Here is a 19320-nt window from a genome sequence, read left to right as displayed (position 1 = left end):
AATAGAAAATATAAGTATTAATCAGGAGGAAGCATATTGATTACTCATTTTCAGTACAAGCCATTATTCGAAAATAAAGATATGCCTGGGTGGCATTTTTCATTTTACTTTAAGAAATTGAAATATGCAGGGATCTATCATCAAAATGGAGATATTGATTGGACATCAGACCATCCATCAGCGGAGTATATCGAACAATTAAAAGCACAAATCCATGAACTCATGCTATTTCACGTTTACGATAAATAAGTATTGAATCATATGTATGTTTATTCTCCTTTTCCGGAATTCTAAGCATAAACGCCTGGAAGGAGAACCTCATCATGAAAGAAAAACATGAAAAACAATTCGCTGAAGACCTGCAGCACGAAGGGCGGGACAAGGTGTATGTGGATGTTGACCGTATGATCAATGAAGGTATGGCAGGCGGTACTGTACACAGAATTGACAGTACACCGAATATTGAGGAAAGCCGTGACTTTTATCCTGAAGATCCGCCAAATAAATAAATTTCGAGCCAAAAAAAAGACACCAAATCTTATGGTGTCTTATCTGCTTTTTACGATCATGTTTACCGCTTCTTTTATAGCTTCATCGGCGTCTTTGCCTTCTTGGGCTGCCTCTGTGATACATGATTCAAGATTCTTTGCCACAATGAAACCAATTGCACGGTCAACTGCAGAGCGGACTGCCGACAACTGGGTAACAACATCCTTGCAATGGTTTTCTTCCTCCATCATGCGGATGACACCACGAACTTGGCCCTCTAACCGCTTCAAACGATTTTTCATTTCTGCTGTGTATTCCATTTCCCTACACCTCTTCCTCTTACGGTACCCCGTATTGTATCTATTATACCAATATTTTTTCCTTTTTTCTACCAGTAATAGCCCTTGGGCGATTTAACAATTATGAGCTACACCTGTTATAATAAAAGATATGTCAGCTTTTATCAAATTAAATCTGAGGATACTTATATGATTAATAAAATATTAGCTTATTATCCTGGTTCTGTCACGCAGGAATTTGCTCCCACTGCTGCTGCTTCAGCATATTATTGGTTCCAGGAGAACCCGGAAATCCCATTGTGGGCAGGCATTCCAAAACATAGTTTATCTGATAGCCAGCTTGAACTTTTAAAAGCTTTGTTTCATTTTGTCGAACAGGAAACTACATCCACTATATCAGGCATAGCCAGAGCCTGGAACCAATTCCTGTTTCATGAAGGCGACGTACCTGACGTAGATTGTGATGAAGTCCGGTTCATCCAGTTCCAGCTTCATGCAAAAGAAGTTGAACCTGAGGAAATGACGGAAGCATTGCAAGGTTTTTTCCCAGACCATACAGTCATTTGGCTGAAAGATTCATATGGACTGCTCGTTGAAGAAAGAAAGGAAGTATCAGAAACTGCTGAGGAACTGGAGTCCATTTCTTCCACTTTCGAAAGTGACTTTTATACTAAAATGACCTTTTATATGGGTAAGTTTCAAAAAATAACTCCACAGCTGCCTGAGTTTTTTAACAAAGAAAGACAGATGTTCCAGCAAGCAGTGAAACATCCAACGCGCAGTAATGTATATACATTCGAAAAAACTTTCCCAGTCGTTTTAGCTACAAGTCTTCCTGCCCAACTTAAGGATATTCTCACGTCATCTGTCCTTGAAGCCTTCAAAGAAGATAAGGAATTGATGGCGACCATCAAGATATTCCTTGAAAACAATTCCAATGCCTCCCTTGCCGCCAAAAAGCTTTACGTCCATCGGAATACGCTGCAATATCGGCTGGACAAGTTCATGGAAAAGACAGGCATTCATTTAAAAGACTTTGATACAGCGGTAATGGTGTATCTTGCATGCCTGTATGAAGAGATGAGGTAATCTTAGTAACACTTTTATAAAAGCAGTGGATATTTGGCTATCTGCACATAACATTTCGGAACAACTCACATAAAGCCAATCCGCCGATTGAACAACTTGCATAAAAGGGCTTACATTTTTTTGTGCATCCTGCCGATGATTAAATCCATTGCTTTCCGGTAAACTGTTTTTGTAGACAAACATTCAGGGAGGCTTAAAAAAATGGCCGAGTTAAAATTAGACAATATTTATAAAATTTATGACAATAAAGTAACAGCAGTAGAGGATTTCAACCTTCATATCCAGGATAAAGAATTCATCGTATTTGTTGGCCCATCTGGCTGCGGAAAATCTACTACACTTCGTATGATCGCCGGCCTTGAAGAAATCTCTAAAGGCGATTTCTACATCGATGGAAAGCGCGTTAACGACGTTCCTCCAAAAGACCGTGATATTGCGATGGTTTTCCAGAACTATGCACTTTATCCGCATATGACAGTTTACGATAACATGGCATTTGGATTGAAGCTTCGCAAATTCCCTAAGGATGAAATCGATCGCCGCGTTCAAGAAGCTGCCAAGATCCTAGGTCTTGAACCTTACTTGGACCGCAAGCCAAAGGCTCTATCTGGCGGTCAGCGCCAGCGTGTTGCTTTGGGACGTGCAATTGTCCGTGACGCTAAGGTATTCTTGATGGATGAACCATTATCCAACCTTGACGCCAAGCTTCGTGTACAGATGCGTGCTGAAATCGCAAAGCTTCACCGTCGTCTGGATACAACAACTATTTATGTAACGCATGACCAGACTGAAGCGATGACAATGGCGACCCGCCTTGTAGTCATGAAGGATGGTATCATCCAACAGGTTGGAGCTCCAAAGGAAGTATATGAAAATCCAGAAAACGTCTTCGTGGGCGGCTTCATCGGCTCACCTTCCATGAACTTCTTCACTGGAAAACTTGAAGAAGGCAAATTCACAAACAACAATTCTTCAATCGCTATTCCTGAAGGAAAAATGAAAGTCCTTCGCGCACAAGGTTATGTAGGTAAAGACATCATCCTTGGCGTAAGACCTGAAGACCTTCACGACGAGCCAGTATTCATCGATGCTTCACAAGGTGCGACTGTAAAAGCAACTGTAGAAGTGTCAGAGCTTACCGGTGCTGAAACGATGATTTACTCTCAATTCGAAGGCCAGGACTTCGTGGCACGTGTTGACTCTCGCACTGATGTTACTCCAGGTCAGGTAATTGAACTTGCATTTGACATGAACAAAGTCCACTTCTTTGATGCAGAAACAGAAATGAGAATCCGTCCATAATAGCCATAATAGCCATAATAGCGATTATAGAAAAGCAACCTTAGCTTGTGCCGGGGTTGCTTTTTTTGCGTTTAAAAATTAAGTCTGCAAATCAGATCGACCTTATTCCTTAATTAAATACACCTTACTGGCTCCGCAGTCCGGGCAATTAAAAAGATGCGGGCACTCCTCATTCGCTAAATCTGCAGGATAGCCATCCTCGAGCTTCAACTGGTCAATCGGCATATAGGGGCTGTAATCATCATAAAAATCTGCTTCTCTGCCCTTATTCTCCATACTGCCGCTGCAATTTGGACAGGCTGGAGCAATCGTGCTGAATCCGTTGCAAAGCGGACACATTCCCATTTTCTTCAGTCCTTTCTGCCTTCTGCTAATAATAGTAGTTTGTGTTGTTTAAAAACAGATATGTAGCATGTTTCTTTTGGTATTAATTACCTGTAATTTGCAGCGCATAAACTTTTTCAAACAAAACATACTAGTTATTAATAAAACAGCAACAAAACAACAACGCAGCAACAAACAAGGTGCAAAAATATTGGGTTAAGCCTTAGAAGGCAGCAAATCGTGCGCGCCGGTGCAATTCCGGCTAGCCCAGCCAAAAAATTCTATCATCATGGGTTAAACCAGGCGGCATGGCAGCAGCCATGATTGGTTCAATTCCAAACTAACCCAAAACAACTATGAAAAACACAAAGGAGGAAATATTAATGGCTAGCAGTAACAACTCTAATCAATTATTAGTTCCTGGTGTTCAACAAGCTCTTGATCAAATGAAGTACGAAATCGCAACAGAATTTGGTGTACAGCTTGGTGGAGAAACAACTTCTCGTGCTAACGGATCTGTTGGTGGAGAAATCACTAAGCGTCTTGTGCAAATGGCTGAGCAACAACTTGGCGGTTTCCAGCGCTAAATTGCAGTAAACAATAAAATAGAATGGCTTAGGCCCCCTTTCAATAGGGGGCCTTTTAATTTGTCGCAGGGCTATATCATTTTTTCAGGCTTTACCCATTCGTCGTATTGCTCTGAAGTTAAATAGCCAGTTTGAATCGCCGCTTCTTTCAAAGTCGAGTTTTCTTTGAAGGCAAGCTTGGCTATTTGTGCTGCCTTTTCGTAGCCGATATGCGGATTCAGTGCGGTAACAAGCATTAATGAACGCTCAACATGACCAGAGATGACTTCGTGATTTGCCTCAATCCCGACAGCGCAGTTATCGTTGAATGATCTCATTCCGTCCGCTAAAATCCTCGCGCTTTGCAGGAAATTATAAATGATTACTGGTTTAAATACATTTAATTCGAAATTCCCCTGGCTTGCCGCAAATCCAATAGTTGCATCATTTCCGAACACCTGGGTCGCAACCATTGTCAGCGCTTCACTCTGTGTTGGATTGACTTTCCCTGGCATTATTGAACTTCCCGGCTCGTTTGCAGGAATCGAGAGTTCCCCGATGCCGCTCCTTGGGCCGCTTGCCAGCCAGCGTACGTCATTGGCGATCTTCATTATATCTGCAGCGAGTGCTTTAAGAGCTCCATGAAGGAACACGATTTCATCATGCGAGGTCAACGCCTGGAACTTATTAGGGGCGGAATGGAATGTTCCACCCGTTTGTTCAGACAGCTGCTTTGCCATTTGGACGCCAAAGTTTTTTGATGCATTAATTCCTGTACCTACAGCTGTTCCGCCGATTGCTAAATCCTGAGCATATTTAAGCCCATCAGAAATCATCCGTTCATTTTTCTCGAGCATCGCTCTCCAGCCGCTGATTTCCTGACCCAGTGTCAATGGCGTTGCATCCTGAAGATGGGTTCGGCCAATTTTAATGATATCGTTAAATTCATGTTCTTTTTTCTTAAGTGTTTCCTTGAATAGTTCGAGTGCAGGCAGGACTTCTCCTGTCACTTTTCTAAAAGCTGCGATATGCATCGCGGTTGGGAATGTGTCGTTTGAGCTCTGGGACATGTTTACATCATCATTCGGATGGACCTTTTCATCTAAACCTTGCTCTGCAAGCAGTTCATTCGCCCTTCTAGCTACTACCTCATTAACATTCATATTTGATTGAGTCCCGCTTCCTGTCTGCCAGACAACTAATGGGAAATGTGTATCGAATAGCCCATCAAGAATTTCGTCGCATGCAGCCTCGATTGCTTTCGCTTTTGTCTCAGATAATTTTCCTGAAGCTGTGTTCACCCTGGCTGCGGCCTTCTTTATTTCTGCAAAAGCATAAATAACTTCAATTGGCATTTTTTCAGTGCCGATTCTGAAATTCTCCTTGCTCCTCTGGGTTTGTGCCCCCCAGTATTTATCCGAGGGCACCTTGATTTCTCCTATAGTATCCTTTTCAATTCGATAATCTGACAAAACGATCCCTCCTCAATCTCATTATTAACTTATCAAAAGATTTAAAACATTTTCGCCTTTAGGATATCTTTTTTTATAAAGATTTCCCAGAAATGTGCATCTAAAAAACAAAGGAAACCGATTCCTCAGGTATGCACTGTTTTTTTGAAACGCAAAAAAAGCGGAAGCAGTCATTAAAACCGCTTCCGCTTTTCATTATGGTATTGCTGGTTATGCCTTATAAATTGCATAACCAATATAATATCCCAGAATCATGATGCTCGCGATGCTCAATGTTACTGTTAACTCCGCCATCGTAAAACCTCCTGATTTTATCGTTCAATTATTTTTAAAATAACACAAGAAGCCAGGAACAAATGGGAGGAATTCGTAACATTCTGTGACAAAAAGATTAATCTAGGTGAGCTTTATCATAGGCAATTAATTCTGCCTATTTATGTAAACTAAATAGCCGCACCAAAGGGTGCGGCTATCATTTTAACCAGCTTTAACCTTGTTGCCAAGCTGAAGCTGATACATTTGAAAGTACTTTCCTTTTAACTCCATCAATTCTTCGTGATTTCCTTTTTCCACAATCCGTCCGCGGTCGAGGACAAGGATTTGGTCGGCATTGCGGATGGTCGACAGCCTGTGGGCAATGATAAAGGTTGTTCTCCCTTCTTTAAGGACATCCATCGCTTCCTGGATGATTGTTTCTGTTTCGGTATCGATGCTTGAAGTCGCCTCATCAAGGATCAGGATGGCCGGATCGAATGCTAATGCTCTAGCAAACGAAATCAGCTGGCGTTGACCGCTTGATAAAGTGCTGCCCTTCTCAATAACCGGCTCATCGAAGCCTTTTTCAAGATTCTTCAACACTCGGTCCGCCCCAACACTGGCAAGAGCTTTCTCAACTGTCTCTCTTGTAATATCAGGATTATCCAGACTGACGTTGGAAGCGATGGTACCTGTGAACAAGAACGGGTCCTGGAGAACTATCCCCATATGCTTACGAAGCGTTTGTCTCGGGATTTCCGCAATGTTCATACCATCAATGATAATTTTGCCTTTCTGTGGATCATAAAACCTGAACAGCAGGTTCATGATTGAGCTTTTTCCGGAGCCTGTATGGCCGACCAATGCTACTGTCTCACCCTGCTTTGCTTCAAAACAAAGGTCCTTAAGGACATACTCTCCTTCCTTATAACCGAAGGAAACATGGTCAAAGACAACATTTCCTTTATAGCGCGAAATTTCTTTTTCACTGACATCTATTCCATCCTCATCCATCAGCTTAAACACTCTTTCACCGGCAACAAGCGCCTGTTCGAGGTTTGCCAGCTGGTTGACGATTCCCTGTACAGGATTGAATAAACGGTTAATATAATCAACAAATGCATATAGCACACCTAGCGAGATGACCGAACCAGGCTGCAGGGCCTCTCCCCCGAAATACCATATGAAAGCAACAAAGACAAGGTTCCTTAACACCTGTACCAAGTTATGAGATGTTGATGAATTTAGGTTCAGCAATTTATTTTGAAAGGTGTAGTGCTCTTTGTTAAGCGTTTCGAACTCCTGGTGCGTTTCCTTTTCCCGGCTGAATGCCTGGATGATGCTCATGCCCTGGATTGATTCATTAATTATTCCATTTATATCACTTACACGTGAACGAATGACATGATTGTACTTTGAAGCATATTTGCGATAAAGTTTCGCCCATACGAAAAGAATTGGCAGCAGCAGCAAACAGATTGCCGCAAGCTTTGCATTCAAAATAAACAAAGCGATGTAAATCCCGGTGATATAGATAAAACTCGTGAAGAACGTGGACAGGACGGTTACGTACAATTCACGTATTGCCTCGGTATCATTCGTAATCCTCGCAACGACCTTTCCAGCAGGTAGATTATCAAAATACTGGATCGGAAGCCGCTGGATTTGCCTGAACACATCCTCACGAAGCTTCTGGATGATCCGGTTAGCTGACTTTTGCAGAAAAAACCGCTGTCCATACTGGAAGATGGACGCAACGATCAGCAAGCCAAAGTAAAATGCCAGCAGGTCAATGATTTTAGGAATTTCCGGCTTGTAGAAATTCAGCAACTCATCTCCTGATAGGATTTCCGCTTCATATTGCGCGGCCTTAGAACCTTTACTGATGGTTAATAGCCCATCCTCAAAGCTGCGGTTTCCATCGAACTCAATCGCGTTATCCACGAAGACAAAATTCCGGCCTACCTGTAGAATCCGGGCTGTATCACCAGTTGTTTGCTCGCCAGCTTTAGTGTAAAAGCTGCCGCTATATTCAACCGCCCCCGAACTCTTTTCGGTTTTATGCCATTCTGATTCGATCCCAAGAATATGGTCATCGATCAGTTTTTTTGCGATGAACGGCCCTGCCAGATCCGCGACGACGGCAACCGTCAGCATTGCGAGGGCGATGATGATTATTCTTTTATAATTTAAAGCATATCGAAACAATCTTTTTCCTGTACTCATATGGAGTGCACCTCCTCTTCGACTGTTTCTGCCTGCTGTTTGATATATTGCTCGCTATACCAGCCTTGCAAAGCCATCAATTGTTCATGGGTGCCTTCCTCGATGATTTTCCCGTCTTCAAGGACGACAATATGGTCAGCATGCTCAACTGCAGACATCCTGTGAGTTGTGATAATTGTTGTTTTCGCATTCCGCTCCCTGCGGATATTATCTATGATTTTTTTCTCTGTTTTAGCATCGACGGCCGAAAGCGAGTCATCAAGGATTAAAATTTCCGGATCCTTAATCAAAGCGCGCGCAATGGAAATACGCTGCTTTTGCCCACCTGAAAGTGCAACGCCTTTTTCGCCGACAAGTGTTTCAAGACCTTCAGGAAGCATCTCCAAATCCTTGCGAAAAGCCGCAAGGTCAATGATTTCCTGCAATTCTTTTTCCGAAGCCACTGGGTTCCCGAACAAGATATTCTCCTTGACCGACCGGGAGAAAAGGATATTTTCCTGGGGGACATACCCCATCCAATTCCGGGTTTGTCTCAGGCTGTGCTCCTGGATCGGTACACCTGATACAAGCAAGTTCCCGCTGCCCTCAGGATATTCTCTGAGCAGCTGTTTGATCAATGTCGTCTTGCCGCTTCCCGTCTTGCCGACAACCCCCAGCGTTTCACCGCGATTTAAGTGCAGCTTAATATTCTCCAGATTGTTAACATTGGACGTTGGATACTTGAACGTTAACTCGGACATCTGCACATGCTCAGGTTCATTTCCTTCTACCGGTTTTTCGGGATCGGCAACATCCTCTTTATAAGATAATGTTTCATTCAGGCGGTCAAGCGACGCATTGCCACGCTGCATGACATTGATCAACTCGCCAATCGCGAACATCGGCCAAATCAGCATCCCAAGATACACGTTAAAGCTGACCAGTTCCCCCAGCGTCAGCTTCTGCTGGAACACCAAGTAAGCACCATATCCCAAACCGATAAGATAGCTTAACCCAACAAGGATCTTAATCGTCGGTTCAAACAATGAATCAATTTTTGCTACTTCGATATTTTTCTTATATACATCCTCAGTAAGCTCATGGAATTGTCCCTCATCCGCTTTTTCCTGAACATAAGCCCGGATGACACGTACTCCTGAAACCGATTCGAGCACCCTGTCATTCAATTCGCCGAACGCATCCTGCGCAGCCGTAAATTTGGAGTGAATCCTCTTTCCATATATATTGATCAGCACCGCCATGATCGGCAGTGGAATAATAGAAACAAGCGTAAGCTCCCAACTGATGAAAAAGCCCATTGTGAATAAAATCGTCAGCATGAAAATACTGGAATCTACTAAGGTCAGAACTCCAAAACCAGCAGTAACCGAAATCGCCTTTAAATCGTTCGTCGCCCTGGCCATCAAGTCCCCCGTCCGGTTTTTCTCAAAAAATGTCGGGGTCATTTTTAACAAATGCTTCATAAAGCGGGTCCTGAGCTTCCGTTCAATCAGGAATGCTCCGCCAAATAACTGGTACATCCATATATATGTGATGAAATAGGAGACAACCGTAACGAGCAAAAGGCTGCCTACATACTTTAAAATCACAGTTTGCGTCATCGAACCGATCTGCATCGAGTCAATTGCCATCCCAACGATTTTCGGCGGCAGCACATCCAGTACGCCTGCAATTATCAGCAGGCCGACCGCAAGGCTGTATCGCTTCCAATTTTCTTTAAAAAACCAGCTTAACTTTGATAAAACTGATAACATCCAAATCACTCCTCTCTCTGTTGTAAATCTGACTAGCCGCTTTCCAGATTATCCTTTATTACTACTTTCTTAACAATTGCATTGACCATCTCGTTTCCTCCTTAGAATTAATTGTGAATGGAATAGATTTTCAGCTGTTTCGTTCTGAAGACGAAAAAAAACATACCGCGGCATGCGATATGTCTTGATTCAAACGATAAAGACAGAAAAAGGCACACGTCACGTGAATACGCAACCCATGCCTTTAATCAACAGAGCAAAATTTTTTAAAATTACTCAGTTATAGTAAAAGGACAGGTTACGGTTATTAAGTTGTGCGTATCTTGCGATTTTCACAATGTTCATGTTCGTAACCCTCCTTTTTAGCTTATTTTTCCATTCCCTTTTGTAAGGTTATCACCTTAACTGCCATAATGTCAATTCTAATTTTTCTAAAAAATTCATCATTTTTAAACATCATCAAATTTTTCTCTGCCATATTTTCCGGACAAAAAGTAAATAAAAAAGCAGCGGCATTGGAGCCTGAATCAATCCGAGAATTCCCCATAGCCAATAATTATGTCCATGCTTCCGTGCATTTGTGAATAGAAAAATGCTTTGTGACAAAAGGATTAAGGCAATTAAAGCCAGCATTGCAGGTGTCAGTTCTCCATTCATCGGCCATCCACCTGCTTTTGCACTCCTTTATAGCTGAAGAACACTGTCACTGCAACTGCGGCAGCCTGGAGAATAAAGAAAATCTGAGGAAGCTCCAACAGAGTGAACAATACTGCACTCAGGATCAACAGAGCGCTTAAGAAGAACCATCCGAATTCCCTTCTGTATTTCTTTTTTTGAATCTCCTGTTGATTGAGCACCATTTGTTCAAACCATTTTACATCGGGTGTGTACGCATCTATAGAATCCAGTTTTTCCAGTCCATTATTGATTGCGCTGATAGTTTCAAGAAAATCTTTGTCCAATTGTTCATGTGCTGGCGAGACCCCTTTTTGATTTTTCATCTACTTTCAGCTCCTTTCTTACTGCTAAAAGTCCATGATGGACTCTAGACTTTGCCGTACCCGTAGCGATATTCAGGATTTCTCCAATTTCATCATAGGAATAGCCATAATAATGTTTCAGGATCAAGGGAATACGCATTTCCTCGGTCAGCTTTGACAGGGCTGCAAGTGCGTCTGTCCATTCTTCATTTCTAGACTCCACATGCCATTGCAGCTTGCGTGACGCAGCTTCCCCTTCATTCCACTCTCGTTCCCGCTTTTTCTTCCGGTGATGGTCAATATACAAATTTGTAGCTACACTGATCAGCCACGATGAAAATTTGGAATTCCCATTGAACAAATGAATTTTTTCTACGCATTTGGCCATCGTTGCTTGTGCTAATTCTTCTGCGGTATCAGGATTCAATGTTACTTTCATCAGGTATTTTACCAGCAGGGGGTAATGATCCCGAAAAAGAACAGCAAACGACCGATGGTCACCTTTTTTAGCGCTACTAATTAACTCTTTTTCATCCATAAAAGCATGCCTCGCTTTCCCCGCCACCCCGAAATTCTCTCTCTATTTGATTATTTATTAATAAGACGGCTGAAGTATAGAATCGTTCAAAAATTTTCAAAAAAAGAAAGTCCATAAAGTGGACTTCCTGTTAAATTCCTTGCTCAACTGCAGACTCTTCAACTGCGATTTCGTTTTCCTCGGCAAGCTTAGGCAAAACAATCATATAAAACACGCCCACTATCGCCAGGCAGCCGCCAACGATCCAATACAGCATTTCTATCGAAAGAATTGCTGGGAAGCTGTACGCGATAAAAACAAGCGTCAACGTATGCGACAGCATATTAAGCGGGCTGATCAATCCCTGTACCCTGCCCATCATTTTCGGGTCAATGATGCTTGGCAGCCAGCCGCCGATGCCTACATTAATGAGTGGCAGTGCAAGCGCTGAAACAAACAAGAGCGCAAGAAAGATAATAATATTGTTTGGCAGTGAAGCCAGGGCTGTGAAGCTGCCGGCGATAATCAGTCCTATCGAAATCAAATGATAGAGCTTCATTTTTTGCGCCAGCAGTGAGGCTATGAAGCTGCCGATCAACACGCCAATGCCAAATACGAAGCCGATGACAATTGAATATTCCTCATACGTATCGGGGGCAAGTTTATATTTCAGGATGAAAATCGGCATAACAGAGAAACCGCCATTGACGATCCCAAATAGGAAAAATCCGATAATCAAAGTAAATAACAATTTGCTGCTGAGTACATAGCTAAAGCCCTTTTTGAAATCCTTTAATACCATCCTGATATTTAAGTCATTCAGTTCATGCGGCCCGTTTGGCAGGCGGGCTTCCTTCGGAACATTTGTTGTTTGAATCAGCAGCGCGCTAATAATGAACGATATGGTGTCCACTACAATCGCCCCGTATATTCCGATTGACCAATAAGCCAGAACGCCTAGCCCGTTTCCGAACAGCATGAACAGGCTCATCACCAGCTGGTTCAAGCCGGCGGCAGTTGTGTAATCATCCTTTTTCAGAATTCCCTGGACCATCCCGTGCTCCGCTGGAAAGAAGAATTTTTGGATCGCGCTCCTTAGGAAAAGGGTGCCAAACACAAACGGCATCCAGCCAATATAAATCGCCGCAATCAGCATGATCGATAAACCCGCGCTGATCCAATCACAATAAACAGCAATTTTTTGACGGTCCAATCGGTCAGCAAATACACCGATCAGGAAAAATACCGCAAGCATGGGAAGTGAGTACATCAACTCCGTAATCGTTGCGTATACTGGCTGGGAGCTGAAACGGTCAAGGAGGTAAAACATGAATGCGGTCAATCCGATTGTACTTCCCATTTGGGAGGTGAAATTGGCCAAGAATAATTTAGTGAAACTCCGGTTCCGGAAAATCTCTGCGAATTTTTTCATTTTATATACCCCTTGTTACTCATTTGTTATCTCAAGAATAAAGAGATTTCCTGGAAAAAATAAGCATCTCCTGACCGTTTTATTCTCCACCCTGAGACGGAGTGATTTTTCCCTCTGGACTTATCTTAATCTTCAAAAGTCCCTTTCACTACAGCAACCCCGTCCTCGACCATGAGCTTTCCCAGAGCGATCACTGTTTTGATCGTTAAATCGTCTTTATTAAGCAAAACAAGATCGGCATCCTTCCCCGCCTCTATTCTTCCTTTTTGATGGAGCTTAAGTATTGCCGCAGGATTTTGGGTGATGACTCTTAAAGCTTTGCTAATAGAGACGCCTTCTTGCTGGATGGCGTCTCGAACTTCCTTAAAAAGCGATGACACTTTTCCTATTTTAAGCCCGATTAATTCTCCTTCATTATTAAAGTCAGGGAGACTTGCCTGGCCGTCAGAAGTAAAGGTAATTTGTGAGATATCGACTCCCTGGTCAAGCATTTTTCTCAACCCAAGGCTGCATTTCACTTCTCCTTCTTCTAAAAATTTCGGTATCGAGCTCGTTGTAAAGTCTACATAGCCGCCCTTTTTAGCATATTCAATCCCTTTTTCGAATAAGTGCGGGTTGCGGTTAATATGGGTTGGATGAAATTGCCGTATTGGAATGTCCGTCTTTTCGACGACCTCCTCGATTACCTTAAGATGGTCATAGCTGTCACCTACATGGACATTGACGACACCTGCTTTTCCCGACAGCATTCCGCCAACCCTGGCCGCAGATGCGATCTTTGCCATTTCCTCATAAGTTGGCTGTGAAGAGCGATGGTCAGCAATCGCGATCTCCCCAACTCCGATAATTTTATCGATTAAGATTAAGTCATCCTCTATTTTGCCCGTCAGCGTCTTGACGGGGACTTGATAGGATCCAGTGTGGACGTAACATGTAATACCCTCTTCTTCAAGGGCACGGGCTTTTGCAATCAGGCTTGGCATCGTCCGTGTTGTTCCGTCCGTGCCGATGACGCCTACAAGTGTGGTGATTCCAGCAAGCGTAGCATCGGTCAGCTGAAGTTCAGGCGTCCTCGTCTTGTAGCTGCCTTCTCCACCTCCACCCATAATATGTACATGTGAATCGATGAACCCTGGCACTACATACATGCCGCTCGCATCGATCACCTTCATTTCCACGAATTGTTCAGGAACCTTTATTTCATCATCAATGAAACCTATTTTATTATTAAGGATTAATACATCCTTCTTGCCTAAGTATTCCGGCGCTAAAACTTCGCCATTTTTTATAAGGGTCAGCATTCCTGTCACACCTCTCAAACAAATAAATTCTATGTGTTTTCCATCATAATACATAAGGGATATTCTGCAAATCACTTCTCCTAATTTTCAAGCTAGCTGCCAACTTAGCCCAATCTGCTATTAATAGGTTTCCATATCAGTTTAACGGGGTAATATTCTATTAACCTAATAAAAATAAATAACGCATCCAAAAGGAGATTTATATATGAAAGAAATCATGTCTTCAAATGTTATGGTACAAAAAAGGTTTACAATGAAAAAAATGCTTGAGATTTATCAGGCAGCAAAAAAATTAAATGGCACTACCTATTTATACAGCCGCCAAAAAGCAGTAGAGGCAACATCTCTTTCCAAGCTTGTTTCCTTCCTGTTGACAGTTGAACCAAACACAACTTTAAAAATTATTTTGGAAGGCACAGATGTAGAACCACAATTGGAGCAGCTGACTAAATTGCTTACAAACGAAGCTTCTGTTTTGGGTGTGAACCGCAAACGACTTCTTGAGACATCTGAATCATTCCAAATCTAATCACAGCACAATCCAGAATTCATAGATATAGAGGTGAAGTATCGTGGTAAGAACTATCCTAATGATCGTAGGCGCTATCGTCGTAATTGGTTTCCTATTAAGAATGATTTAATTTATGTCCAGTTAAGGTCTGCTTTCGAGCAGGTCTTTTTTGTTTGCTGTGAAATAGGATGCTTAATATCAACAATCTCCATATCAAACTATAAATCATATATACAACAGAAGGCACTGGGGAATCCCAGTGCCTTCTCTAACAATATGTTTAGTTGCCGCCATCCTCTTCTGTATCTCCGTCGTCAGATCCGCCGGTGTCGCCACCAGTATCTCCTCCGCCGGTATCTCCATCTGACCCTCCTGTATCACCTTCTCCAGATCCACCATCATTACCGCCAGCATCTCCACCACCTGTGTCACCAGTTCCACCGGTATCACCAGTGTCTCCTTCAGACCCGCCAGTACCGCCTGATGTATCTCCAGTATCTCCAGTATCTCCAGTATCTCCAGAATTCTCACCATCTTCACCATCATCACTGCCTCCATTGCTGTTGCCTGCCTGGGTTGTGTCAGTGTTGGTTTCAGTGGTTGTTTCCTTTTTTTCTTCCTTTGCCTCATCTTTTGGCTTTTCTTCTTTCTTGGTCTTAGCTTTCTCTTTTACTTTTTCCCATTGTTTCTTAAGCTTTTCAGCTTCTTTCTTTACCCTGCCTTCAAGTTCTTTTACTGATTTCGCGCGTTGTGATTTCTTATGTTCCTCAACATACTTTGAGATTGGAGGAACGTTGAATGATTCTGCCTTTGTATCCTTAAGTGCCTCTGCCATAAAGTCCTTGAATACTAGCGCTGCACCTTCACTGCTCGTAGTGGTCAAATAATGGTCTTTATCGGTTTTATCATAACCAACCCAGACAGCGCCAACGAGCTGTGGTGTATAGCCAACGAACCATTGATCTTTTGTACCTTTGATGCCTTCAATCGGGACTTGGGTAGAGCCTGTTTTCCCTGCCAATTCTCTTCCGGGGATTTGAGCACCTTTACCCGTGCCTTCCTGAACAACTCCGAGCAGCATAGTCGTCATTTTCTCTGCTGTTTCTTTAGATATTGCCTGGCTTTTCTCACCTTTGTATTCGGCGATTGTATTGCCTTCTTTATCAACGATTTTCGTGATGGCATGGGATTCTTGTCGTTCTCCTTCATTTGCAAACGCAGAGTAAGCTTCTGCCATAGTAACAGGGGAGACTCCAGTTGAAAGCCCGCCGAGCGCTAAGCCCAGATTCCGATCCTGCTGCGGGTCCAGATCAATGCCAAATTTCTTAACAGAATCCATTCCCTTGACGATGCCAATTTCATTCAAAAGCCAAACAGATGGAACGTTCAATGAATCTTTCAATGCTTCATACATTGGGACTTCGCCTTTATATTTCCCATTATAGTTTTCAGGTTTATAATCCTTGAAATCTAATTCCTCGTCCTTCAGCATATCCGTTACTTCCCAGCCTTCTTCAATTGCCGGGGCAAAAACGGCAAGAGGTTTCATCGTTGAACCCGGCTGCGCTTTTAACTGGGTCGCACGGTTGTATCCACGGAATACATGTTCACCGCGTCCGCCAACAAGGGCACGGATGCCGCCAGTCTTCGGATCGATCAGTGCAGCGCCGCTTTGGACGATTTGTTTGTCCGTTCCTTTTGGGAAAATCTCATCTTTTGCGTATGTTGCTTCTACTGCTGACTGCATTGTCACATCAAGCTCTGTATATATTTGCAGGCCGCCTGTTAAAATTTCTTCCTGAGTAAGCCCGTATTTTTTGATCGCCTCTTCAATAACATGGTCTAAGTAATATGGATATTGGCCGCGCAGAGGATCTCCGCCATTTTCATTAAGCGCCACCTTCTCGGCCACTGCTTTCTTGTATTCTTTTTCCTTAATGAATCCATGAGTCTTCATCATAAGAAGTACGACATCTCTTCTTTCTGCCGCTTTTTCATAATTTTTATACGGATCCAGTGAAGATGGTGCCTTGATCAATCCTGCCAGCATAGCTGCTTCACTGATTGTAAGGTCTTTTACGTCTTTGCCAAAGTACCCCATGGCCGCACGTTTAATTCCCCATGAACCGTTTCCAAAATAAATACGGTTTAAGTACATTTGCATGATTTCATCTTTGGAATATTGTTTTTCGATCTCTCTTGCAAGGAAGAATTCTTCGAGCTTTCTTTTGTATGTCTTTTCTGACGACAGTAAGGCATTCTTTGTTAATTGCTGTGTAAGCGTGCTTCCGCCCTCAACAATACTTCCCGCCTTGACATTTTGGACAAACGCTCTCGAAATACCAACGAGATCGACACCATCATGCTCATAAAAACGGTGATCCTCGATAGCAATGACGGCATTCTTCACATGGTCTGGTACCTCATCAATTTTGACGCCTTCATTTTTCAGCGCCGATATCTTGCTGGCCACTTCTCCATTTGAATCGTAAATGACGGTGGACTGAGCCAAATCATCATTCAAGGCGCTAATGTCAGCCCCCTCTGAATAAACGTGAAAAAAGCTTAAGAAAGCCAATACAGCTGTTGAAACGGATAAAACCAGCACCTGGTTCATATGGAGCCGTTTCCAGCCTCTAAGAAAACGAGTTGCTATTGAATTTTTGCTCACTGAGCACCCCAACCTTTAAAAATAGTTTATAAATATGACACTTTCTTTTACCCATTTTTTAAAGGGATTAACACAAATTGCCTGATAACAAGGAAAAAAGACATAAAAAACATTTTTCGATTTCTTTATCGCGGTGCCGGGGTGACTATTTGGAGTAAAGTGCCACTTATTAATAGTTAAATATGCCCCAATTAAAAGGGGTAAGGTCGGCACATATCGGTTGGGAAATCAGGTTAAACACCCGATCTGATAAATAGACGGAAAAATTCCGCTTAAATAGTAATTATTATTAAAAAAAACTAAAATAAACGGAGAGATTCCGCCTATTGACTCAACAAATTCAAAAATGGGCGATTTTGCTTTGCATAACCGGAAAATCTCCCCTTATTTCCCTCGAAACGAGCTCCATTCTGCATTTAGCCGGAAAATCTCCGTTAATTTTCCTTTTGCTGGTTACTCAATTAAGGACAAGAGACATCATATTTAAAGATCCAAGAGAACCTCATTTTGATGCATTAAGGCGAAACACTATCACAAGTAAGTGAGGTTTAGTATAAATAAGGTTTTTGTATTCCTAATGAAGAAACTCGCCAATTACTATAGCGAGTTTTACTTATATATAAATCATTAGTGATGACAATACGACTGTCATTTCGGCACGTATTTTAAGAATAGCACCTCAAAACGGAACCCTTTATACTTTTAGCCGATTGGTCATTTATTGATTATGGAAATTGGCATTCCTCTTTATTCTGCTGCTGTATGGTCAATGCCATGTCCCTCGAGGAGGAGTATTTCCATATACATACTTTTGGTTGTGAAAGCAACAATGTTTACGAATAGAGCTGAATTGAGAAATTTCATCACTAAATCCGCTAAAATCTGTGAACTCTTTAAGGGTATTGCTGGCATTTTTCAGTGCAATGATTTTATTAGTCGAAAAAGGGTATTAAATAGGAAGAAGTTCATTATCTTGGAGGGTGATTCATATGCCAGAAATTAAAAAAGTGGTCCTTGCTTACGACGATTCTGAAGGCAGCAAAAAAGCATTGCAATTAGCAAAGGAGCTGACAAGAGACCTCGGTGGGGTTCAGTTGTACGTGGCGCATGTATATGATGAAAAGGTGAGAAATGAGACGGTTGAATCCAATGAACATTCAATTGCCCCTCTGCCAATCAACAACTTTCCAGCAGACGGAATCCAGGTTCCTCCTCTGGCATTTGAACAAGGTTCGATCGATAAATCCGAACATGCTATTATTACCAATAGTTCTGAACAGGCTTTTAACAATGCAAAAGCTGAGTTGGAATCCCTTAACATAGACACTGACTTTTCAATTCTGGAGGGGAATCCAGCTGATAGCATCTGTGAATATGCAAGAGATGTAAGTGCCGATATGATCATTATCGGCCAATCTGGCAATGAAGGCATTAAACGCAAGTTGCTTGGCGGCGTCAGCCAAAAGGTTGTCAATAATGCCCCATGTCATGTCCTGATTGCTAAATAACATAAACTTAAAGCCGGGTTTCCACCCGGCTTTTGCTTTATTGCCTTAACATCCGCTGTTCAGCAGCGAGTTCCTTAAGGCGTTCCTTCGTTTCCTTTTCCTCAAAACTGCTGAAAATGCGGAAATCATCCTCATCAAGAATTCTGAAATGCTGGCTCAAAATATTTTGCTGCATAATGAAACCTTCAGCCCTTTCAACTTCGCGCCACCAGACTTTACCGCCCAATGTTTTTTCCTTACGGTAATCTGTACCTTCATGTGCGATCGTTTCCAGGACCTCCAAAGGTTCATTGCCGAATAGAAACTGGATTGTCTCGGTTTCACGGAACAAAGCGCAAATGGTCACAACTGTTGACCATCCAGCCTGTGCCCTGCCCTTTTCAATCTGCACAAGCGTCTTCTTTGAAATGCCGATGATATCAGCCATCTTGTCCTGAGTATAGCCAACTTCTGCACGGAGCACCCTTACTTTTTCCGAAACCCTGTTGATGATTTCATCCCTTGTCATCAGCTTCATCCCTTTAAGTTCTTTTAGTGTAATTTTACACATATATTGATGGAATTCAAAATATTATTTACTTTTATATGAAAAGTATTTTAGTTACTAGCATTTCCGGGAACTAT

General features: G+C 42.4%; 20 protein-coding genes. 7 read left to right on the top strand and 13 right to left on the bottom strand.

Annotated features, from left to right (window positions below; translation table 11 throughout):
• Positions 1-36 precede the first annotated feature (36 nt).
• Positions 37-249: a YheE family protein gene (locus tag M3204_RS00610; protein WP_251477057.1), complete on the top strand. Its 213-nt coding sequence runs from the start codon at positions 37-39 to the stop codon at positions 247-249.
• 74 nt (positions 250-323) lie between these two features.
• Positions 324-509 (top strand): hypothetical protein, encoded by a 186-nt coding sequence (locus M3204_RS00605; RefSeq protein WP_251477054.1) that lies wholly within the window; start codon positions 324-326, stop codon positions 507-509.
• A gap of 39 nt (positions 510-548) precedes the next feature.
• Here the strand turns inward: M3204_RS00605 and M3204_RS00600 are convergent, their stop codons facing one another.
• Positions 549-809 (bottom strand): metal-sensitive transcriptional regulator, encoded by a 261-nt coding sequence (locus M3204_RS00600; protein ID WP_251477052.1) that lies wholly within the window; start codon positions 807-809, stop codon positions 549-551.
• 168 nt (positions 810-977) lie between these two features.
• On the opposite strand from M3204_RS00600, the gene M3204_RS00595 reads away from it, so the two are divergent.
• On the top strand, positions 978-1877 hold the full coding sequence (locus M3204_RS00595; RefSeq protein WP_251477049.1) for a PucR family transcriptional regulator: 900 nt from the start codon (positions 978-980) through the stop codon (positions 1875-1877).
• A 201-nt stretch (positions 1878-2078) separates the two neighbouring features.
• Positions 2079-3179 carry an ABC transporter ATP-binding protein gene (locus M3204_RS00590; protein WP_251477046.1) on the top strand — a complete coding sequence of 367 codons (1101 nt, stop codon included), beginning with the start codon at positions 2079-2081 and terminating at the stop codon, positions 3177-3179.
• Between the two features lie 102 nt (positions 3180-3281).
• On the opposite strand, the gene M3204_RS00585 is transcribed toward M3204_RS00590, so the two are convergent.
• Positions 3282-3524, bottom strand: coding sequence for a hypothetical protein (locus tag M3204_RS00585; protein ID WP_251477043.1), 243 nt, complete (start codon positions 3522-3524; stop codon positions 3282-3284).
• Positions 3525-3886: 362 nt separating this feature from the next.
• Here M3204_RS00585 and M3204_RS00580 point away from each other — a divergent pair, with 362 nt between their 5' ends.
• Positions 3887-4090 carry an alpha/beta-type small acid-soluble spore protein gene (locus M3204_RS00580; protein ID WP_251477040.1) on the top strand — a complete coding sequence of 68 codons (204 nt, stop codon included), beginning with the start codon at positions 3887-3889 and terminating at the stop codon, positions 4088-4090.
• A 71-nt stretch (positions 4091-4161) separates the two neighbouring features.
• On the opposite strand, the gene fumC is transcribed toward M3204_RS00580, so the two are convergent.
• The 9 genes from fumC to iadA all read right to left on the bottom strand — a co-directional run bounded on the left by fumC (position 4162) and on the right by iadA (position 14006).
• Positions 4162-5541, bottom strand: coding sequence for a class II fumarate hydratase (gene fumC / locus M3204_RS00575; RefSeq protein ID WP_251477037.1), 1380 nt, complete (start codon positions 5539-5541; stop codon positions 4162-4164).
• Positions 5542-5751: 210 nt separating this feature from the next.
• Positions 5752-5856, bottom strand: a complete 105-nt coding sequence (locus M3204_RS23830) for a prepilin-type N-terminal cleavage/methylation domain-containing protein (RefSeq protein ID WP_353056022.1) — start codon at positions 5854-5856, stop codon at positions 5752-5754.
• A 162-nt stretch (positions 5857-6018) separates the two neighbouring features.
• Positions 6019-8022, bottom strand: coding sequence for an ABC transporter ATP-binding protein (locus M3204_RS00570; protein ID WP_251477034.1), 2004 nt, complete (start codon positions 8020-8022; stop codon positions 6019-6021).
• A complete protein-coding gene (locus tag M3204_RS00565) occupies positions 8019-9776 on the bottom strand; it encodes an ABC transporter ATP-binding protein (protein WP_251477031.1) in 1758 nt (585 codons plus the stop codon). The genes M3204_RS00570 and M3204_RS00565 overlap by 4 nt, the downstream gene beginning before the upstream one ends.
• A gap of 459 nt (positions 9777-10235) precedes the next feature.
• The gene (locus M3204_RS00560) at positions 10236-10433 is read right to left on the bottom strand and encodes a sigma-Y antisigma factor component (protein WP_251477027.1); all 198 of its coding nucleotides are present in this window, start codon (positions 10431-10433) and stop codon (positions 10236-10238) included.
• Complete coding sequence (locus M3204_RS00555; protein ID WP_251477024.1) at positions 10430-10777, bottom strand: YxlC family protein; 348 nt, start codon at positions 10775-10777, stop codon at positions 10430-10432. Before M3204_RS00555 ends, M3204_RS00560 begins: the two co-directional genes overlap by 4 nt.
• Positions 10743-11294, bottom strand: coding sequence for an RNA polymerase sigma factor SigY (sigY, locus tag M3204_RS00550; protein WP_251477021.1), 552 nt, complete (start codon positions 11292-11294; stop codon positions 10743-10745). Before sigY ends, M3204_RS00555 begins: the two co-directional genes overlap by 35 nt.
• A 130-nt stretch (positions 11295-11424) precedes the next feature.
• Positions 11425-12705: an MFS transporter gene (locus M3204_RS00545; protein WP_251477018.1), complete on the bottom strand. Its 1281-nt coding sequence runs from the start codon at positions 12703-12705 to the stop codon at positions 11425-11427.
• Positions 12706-12830: 125 nt separating this feature from the next.
• Positions 12831-14006, bottom strand: coding sequence for a beta-aspartyl-peptidase (gene iadA, locus M3204_RS00540; RefSeq protein ID WP_251477014.1), 1176 nt, complete (start codon positions 14004-14006; stop codon positions 12831-12833).
• 205 nt (positions 14007-14211) lie between these two features.
• On the opposite strand from iadA, the gene M3204_RS00535 reads away from it, so the two are divergent.
• On the top strand, positions 14212-14535 hold the full coding sequence (locus M3204_RS00535; protein ID WP_251477011.1) for an HPr family phosphocarrier protein: 324 nt from the start codon (positions 14212-14214) through the stop codon (positions 14533-14535).
• Positions 14536-14797: 262 nt separating this feature from the next.
• Here the strand turns inward: M3204_RS00535 and M3204_RS00530 are convergent, their stop codons facing one another.
• Positions 14798-17134 (bottom strand): transglycosylase domain-containing protein, encoded by a 2337-nt coding sequence (locus M3204_RS00530; RefSeq protein WP_285856878.1) that lies wholly within the window; start codon positions 17132-17134, stop codon positions 14798-14800.
• A 1043-nt stretch (positions 17135-18177) separates the two neighbouring features.
• On the opposite strand from M3204_RS00530, the gene M3204_RS00525 reads away from it, so the two are divergent.
• Positions 18178-18696: a universal stress protein gene (locus tag M3204_RS00525; protein WP_251477005.1), complete on the top strand. Its 519-nt coding sequence runs from the start codon at positions 18178-18180 to the stop codon at positions 18694-18696.
• Between the two features lie 37 nt (positions 18697-18733).
• Here M3204_RS00525 and M3204_RS00520 read toward each other — a convergent pair whose 3' ends face one another.
• Positions 18734-19204, bottom strand: a complete 471-nt coding sequence (locus M3204_RS00520; protein WP_251477003.1) for a helix-turn-helix transcriptional regulator — start codon at positions 19202-19204, stop codon at positions 18734-18736.
• Positions 19205-19320 lie beyond the last annotated feature (116 nt).

The sequence above is a fragment of the Mesobacillus subterraneus genome (assembly GCF_023715485.1).
GTDB classification, from domain to species: domain Bacteria; phylum Bacillota; class Bacilli; order Bacillales; family Cytobacillaceae; genus Mesobacillus; species Mesobacillus subterraneus_B.
Note: the sequence above shows the minus strand (reverse complement) of the source record. Positions and strands in the feature narration are given on the sequence as shown.

Excerpts from the sequence above, each read along its gene's own strand:
- M3204_RS00605 (WP_251477054.1), top strand. The coding sequence starts at position 324 with ATGAAAGAAAAACATGAAAAACAATTCGCTGAAGACCTGCAGCACGAA.
- M3204_RS00600 (WP_251477052.1), bottom strand. The coding sequence starts at position 809 with ATGGAATACACAGCAGAAATGAAAAATCGTTTGAAGCGGTTAGAGGGC.
- M3204_RS00595 (WP_251477049.1), top strand. The coding sequence starts at position 978 with ATGATTAATAAAATATTAGCTTATTATCCTGGTTCTGTCACGCAGGAA.
- M3204_RS00590 (WP_251477046.1), top strand. The coding sequence starts at position 2,079 with ATGGCCGAGTTAAAATTAGACAATATTTATAAAATTTATGACAATAAA.
- M3204_RS00585 (WP_251477043.1), bottom strand. The coding sequence starts at position 3,524 with ATGGGAATGTGTCCGCTTTGCAACGGATTCAGCACGATTGCTCCAGCC.
- M3204_RS00580 (WP_251477040.1), top strand. The coding sequence starts at position 3,887 with ATGGCTAGCAGTAACAACTCTAATCAATTATTAGTTCCTGGTGTTCAA.
- M3204_RS00570 (WP_251477034.1), bottom strand. The coding sequence starts at position 8,022 with ATGAGTACAGGAAAAAGATTGTTTCGATATGCTTTAAATTATAAAAGA.
- M3204_RS00565 (WP_251477031.1), bottom strand. The coding sequence starts at position 9,776 with ATGTTATCAGTTTTATCAAAGTTAAGCTGGTTTTTTAAAGAAAATTGG.
- M3204_RS00560 (WP_251477027.1), bottom strand. The coding sequence starts at position 10,433 with ATGAATGGAGAACTGACACCTGCAATGCTGGCTTTAATTGCCTTAATC.
- M3204_RS00555 (WP_251477024.1), bottom strand. The coding sequence starts at position 10,777 with ATGAAAAATCAAAAAGGGGTCTCGCCAGCACATGAACAATTGGACAAA.
- sigY (WP_251477021.1), bottom strand. The coding sequence starts at position 11,294 with ATGGATGAAAAAGAGTTAATTAGTAGCGCTAAAAAAGGTGACCATCGG.
- M3204_RS00545 (WP_251477018.1), bottom strand. The coding sequence starts at position 12,705 with ATGAAAAAATTCGCAGAGATTTTCCGGAACCGGAGTTTCACTAAATTA.
- iadA (WP_251477014.1), bottom strand. The coding sequence starts at position 14,006 with ATGCTGACCCTTATAAAAAATGGCGAAGTTTTAGCGCCGGAATACTTA.
- M3204_RS00535 (WP_251477011.1), top strand. The coding sequence starts at position 14,212 with ATGAAAGAAATCATGTCTTCAAATGTTATGGTACAAAAAAGGTTTACA.
- M3204_RS00530 (WP_285856878.1), bottom strand. The coding sequence starts at position 17,134 with ATGAACCAGGTGCTGGTTTTATCCGTTTCAACAGCTGTATTGGCTTTC.
- M3204_RS00525 (WP_251477005.1), top strand. The coding sequence starts at position 18,178 with ATGCCAGAAATTAAAAAAGTGGTCCTTGCTTACGACGATTCTGAAGGC.
- M3204_RS00520 (WP_251477003.1), bottom strand. The coding sequence starts at position 19,204 with ATGACAAGGGATGAAATCATCAACAGGGTTTCGGAAAAAGTAAGGGTG.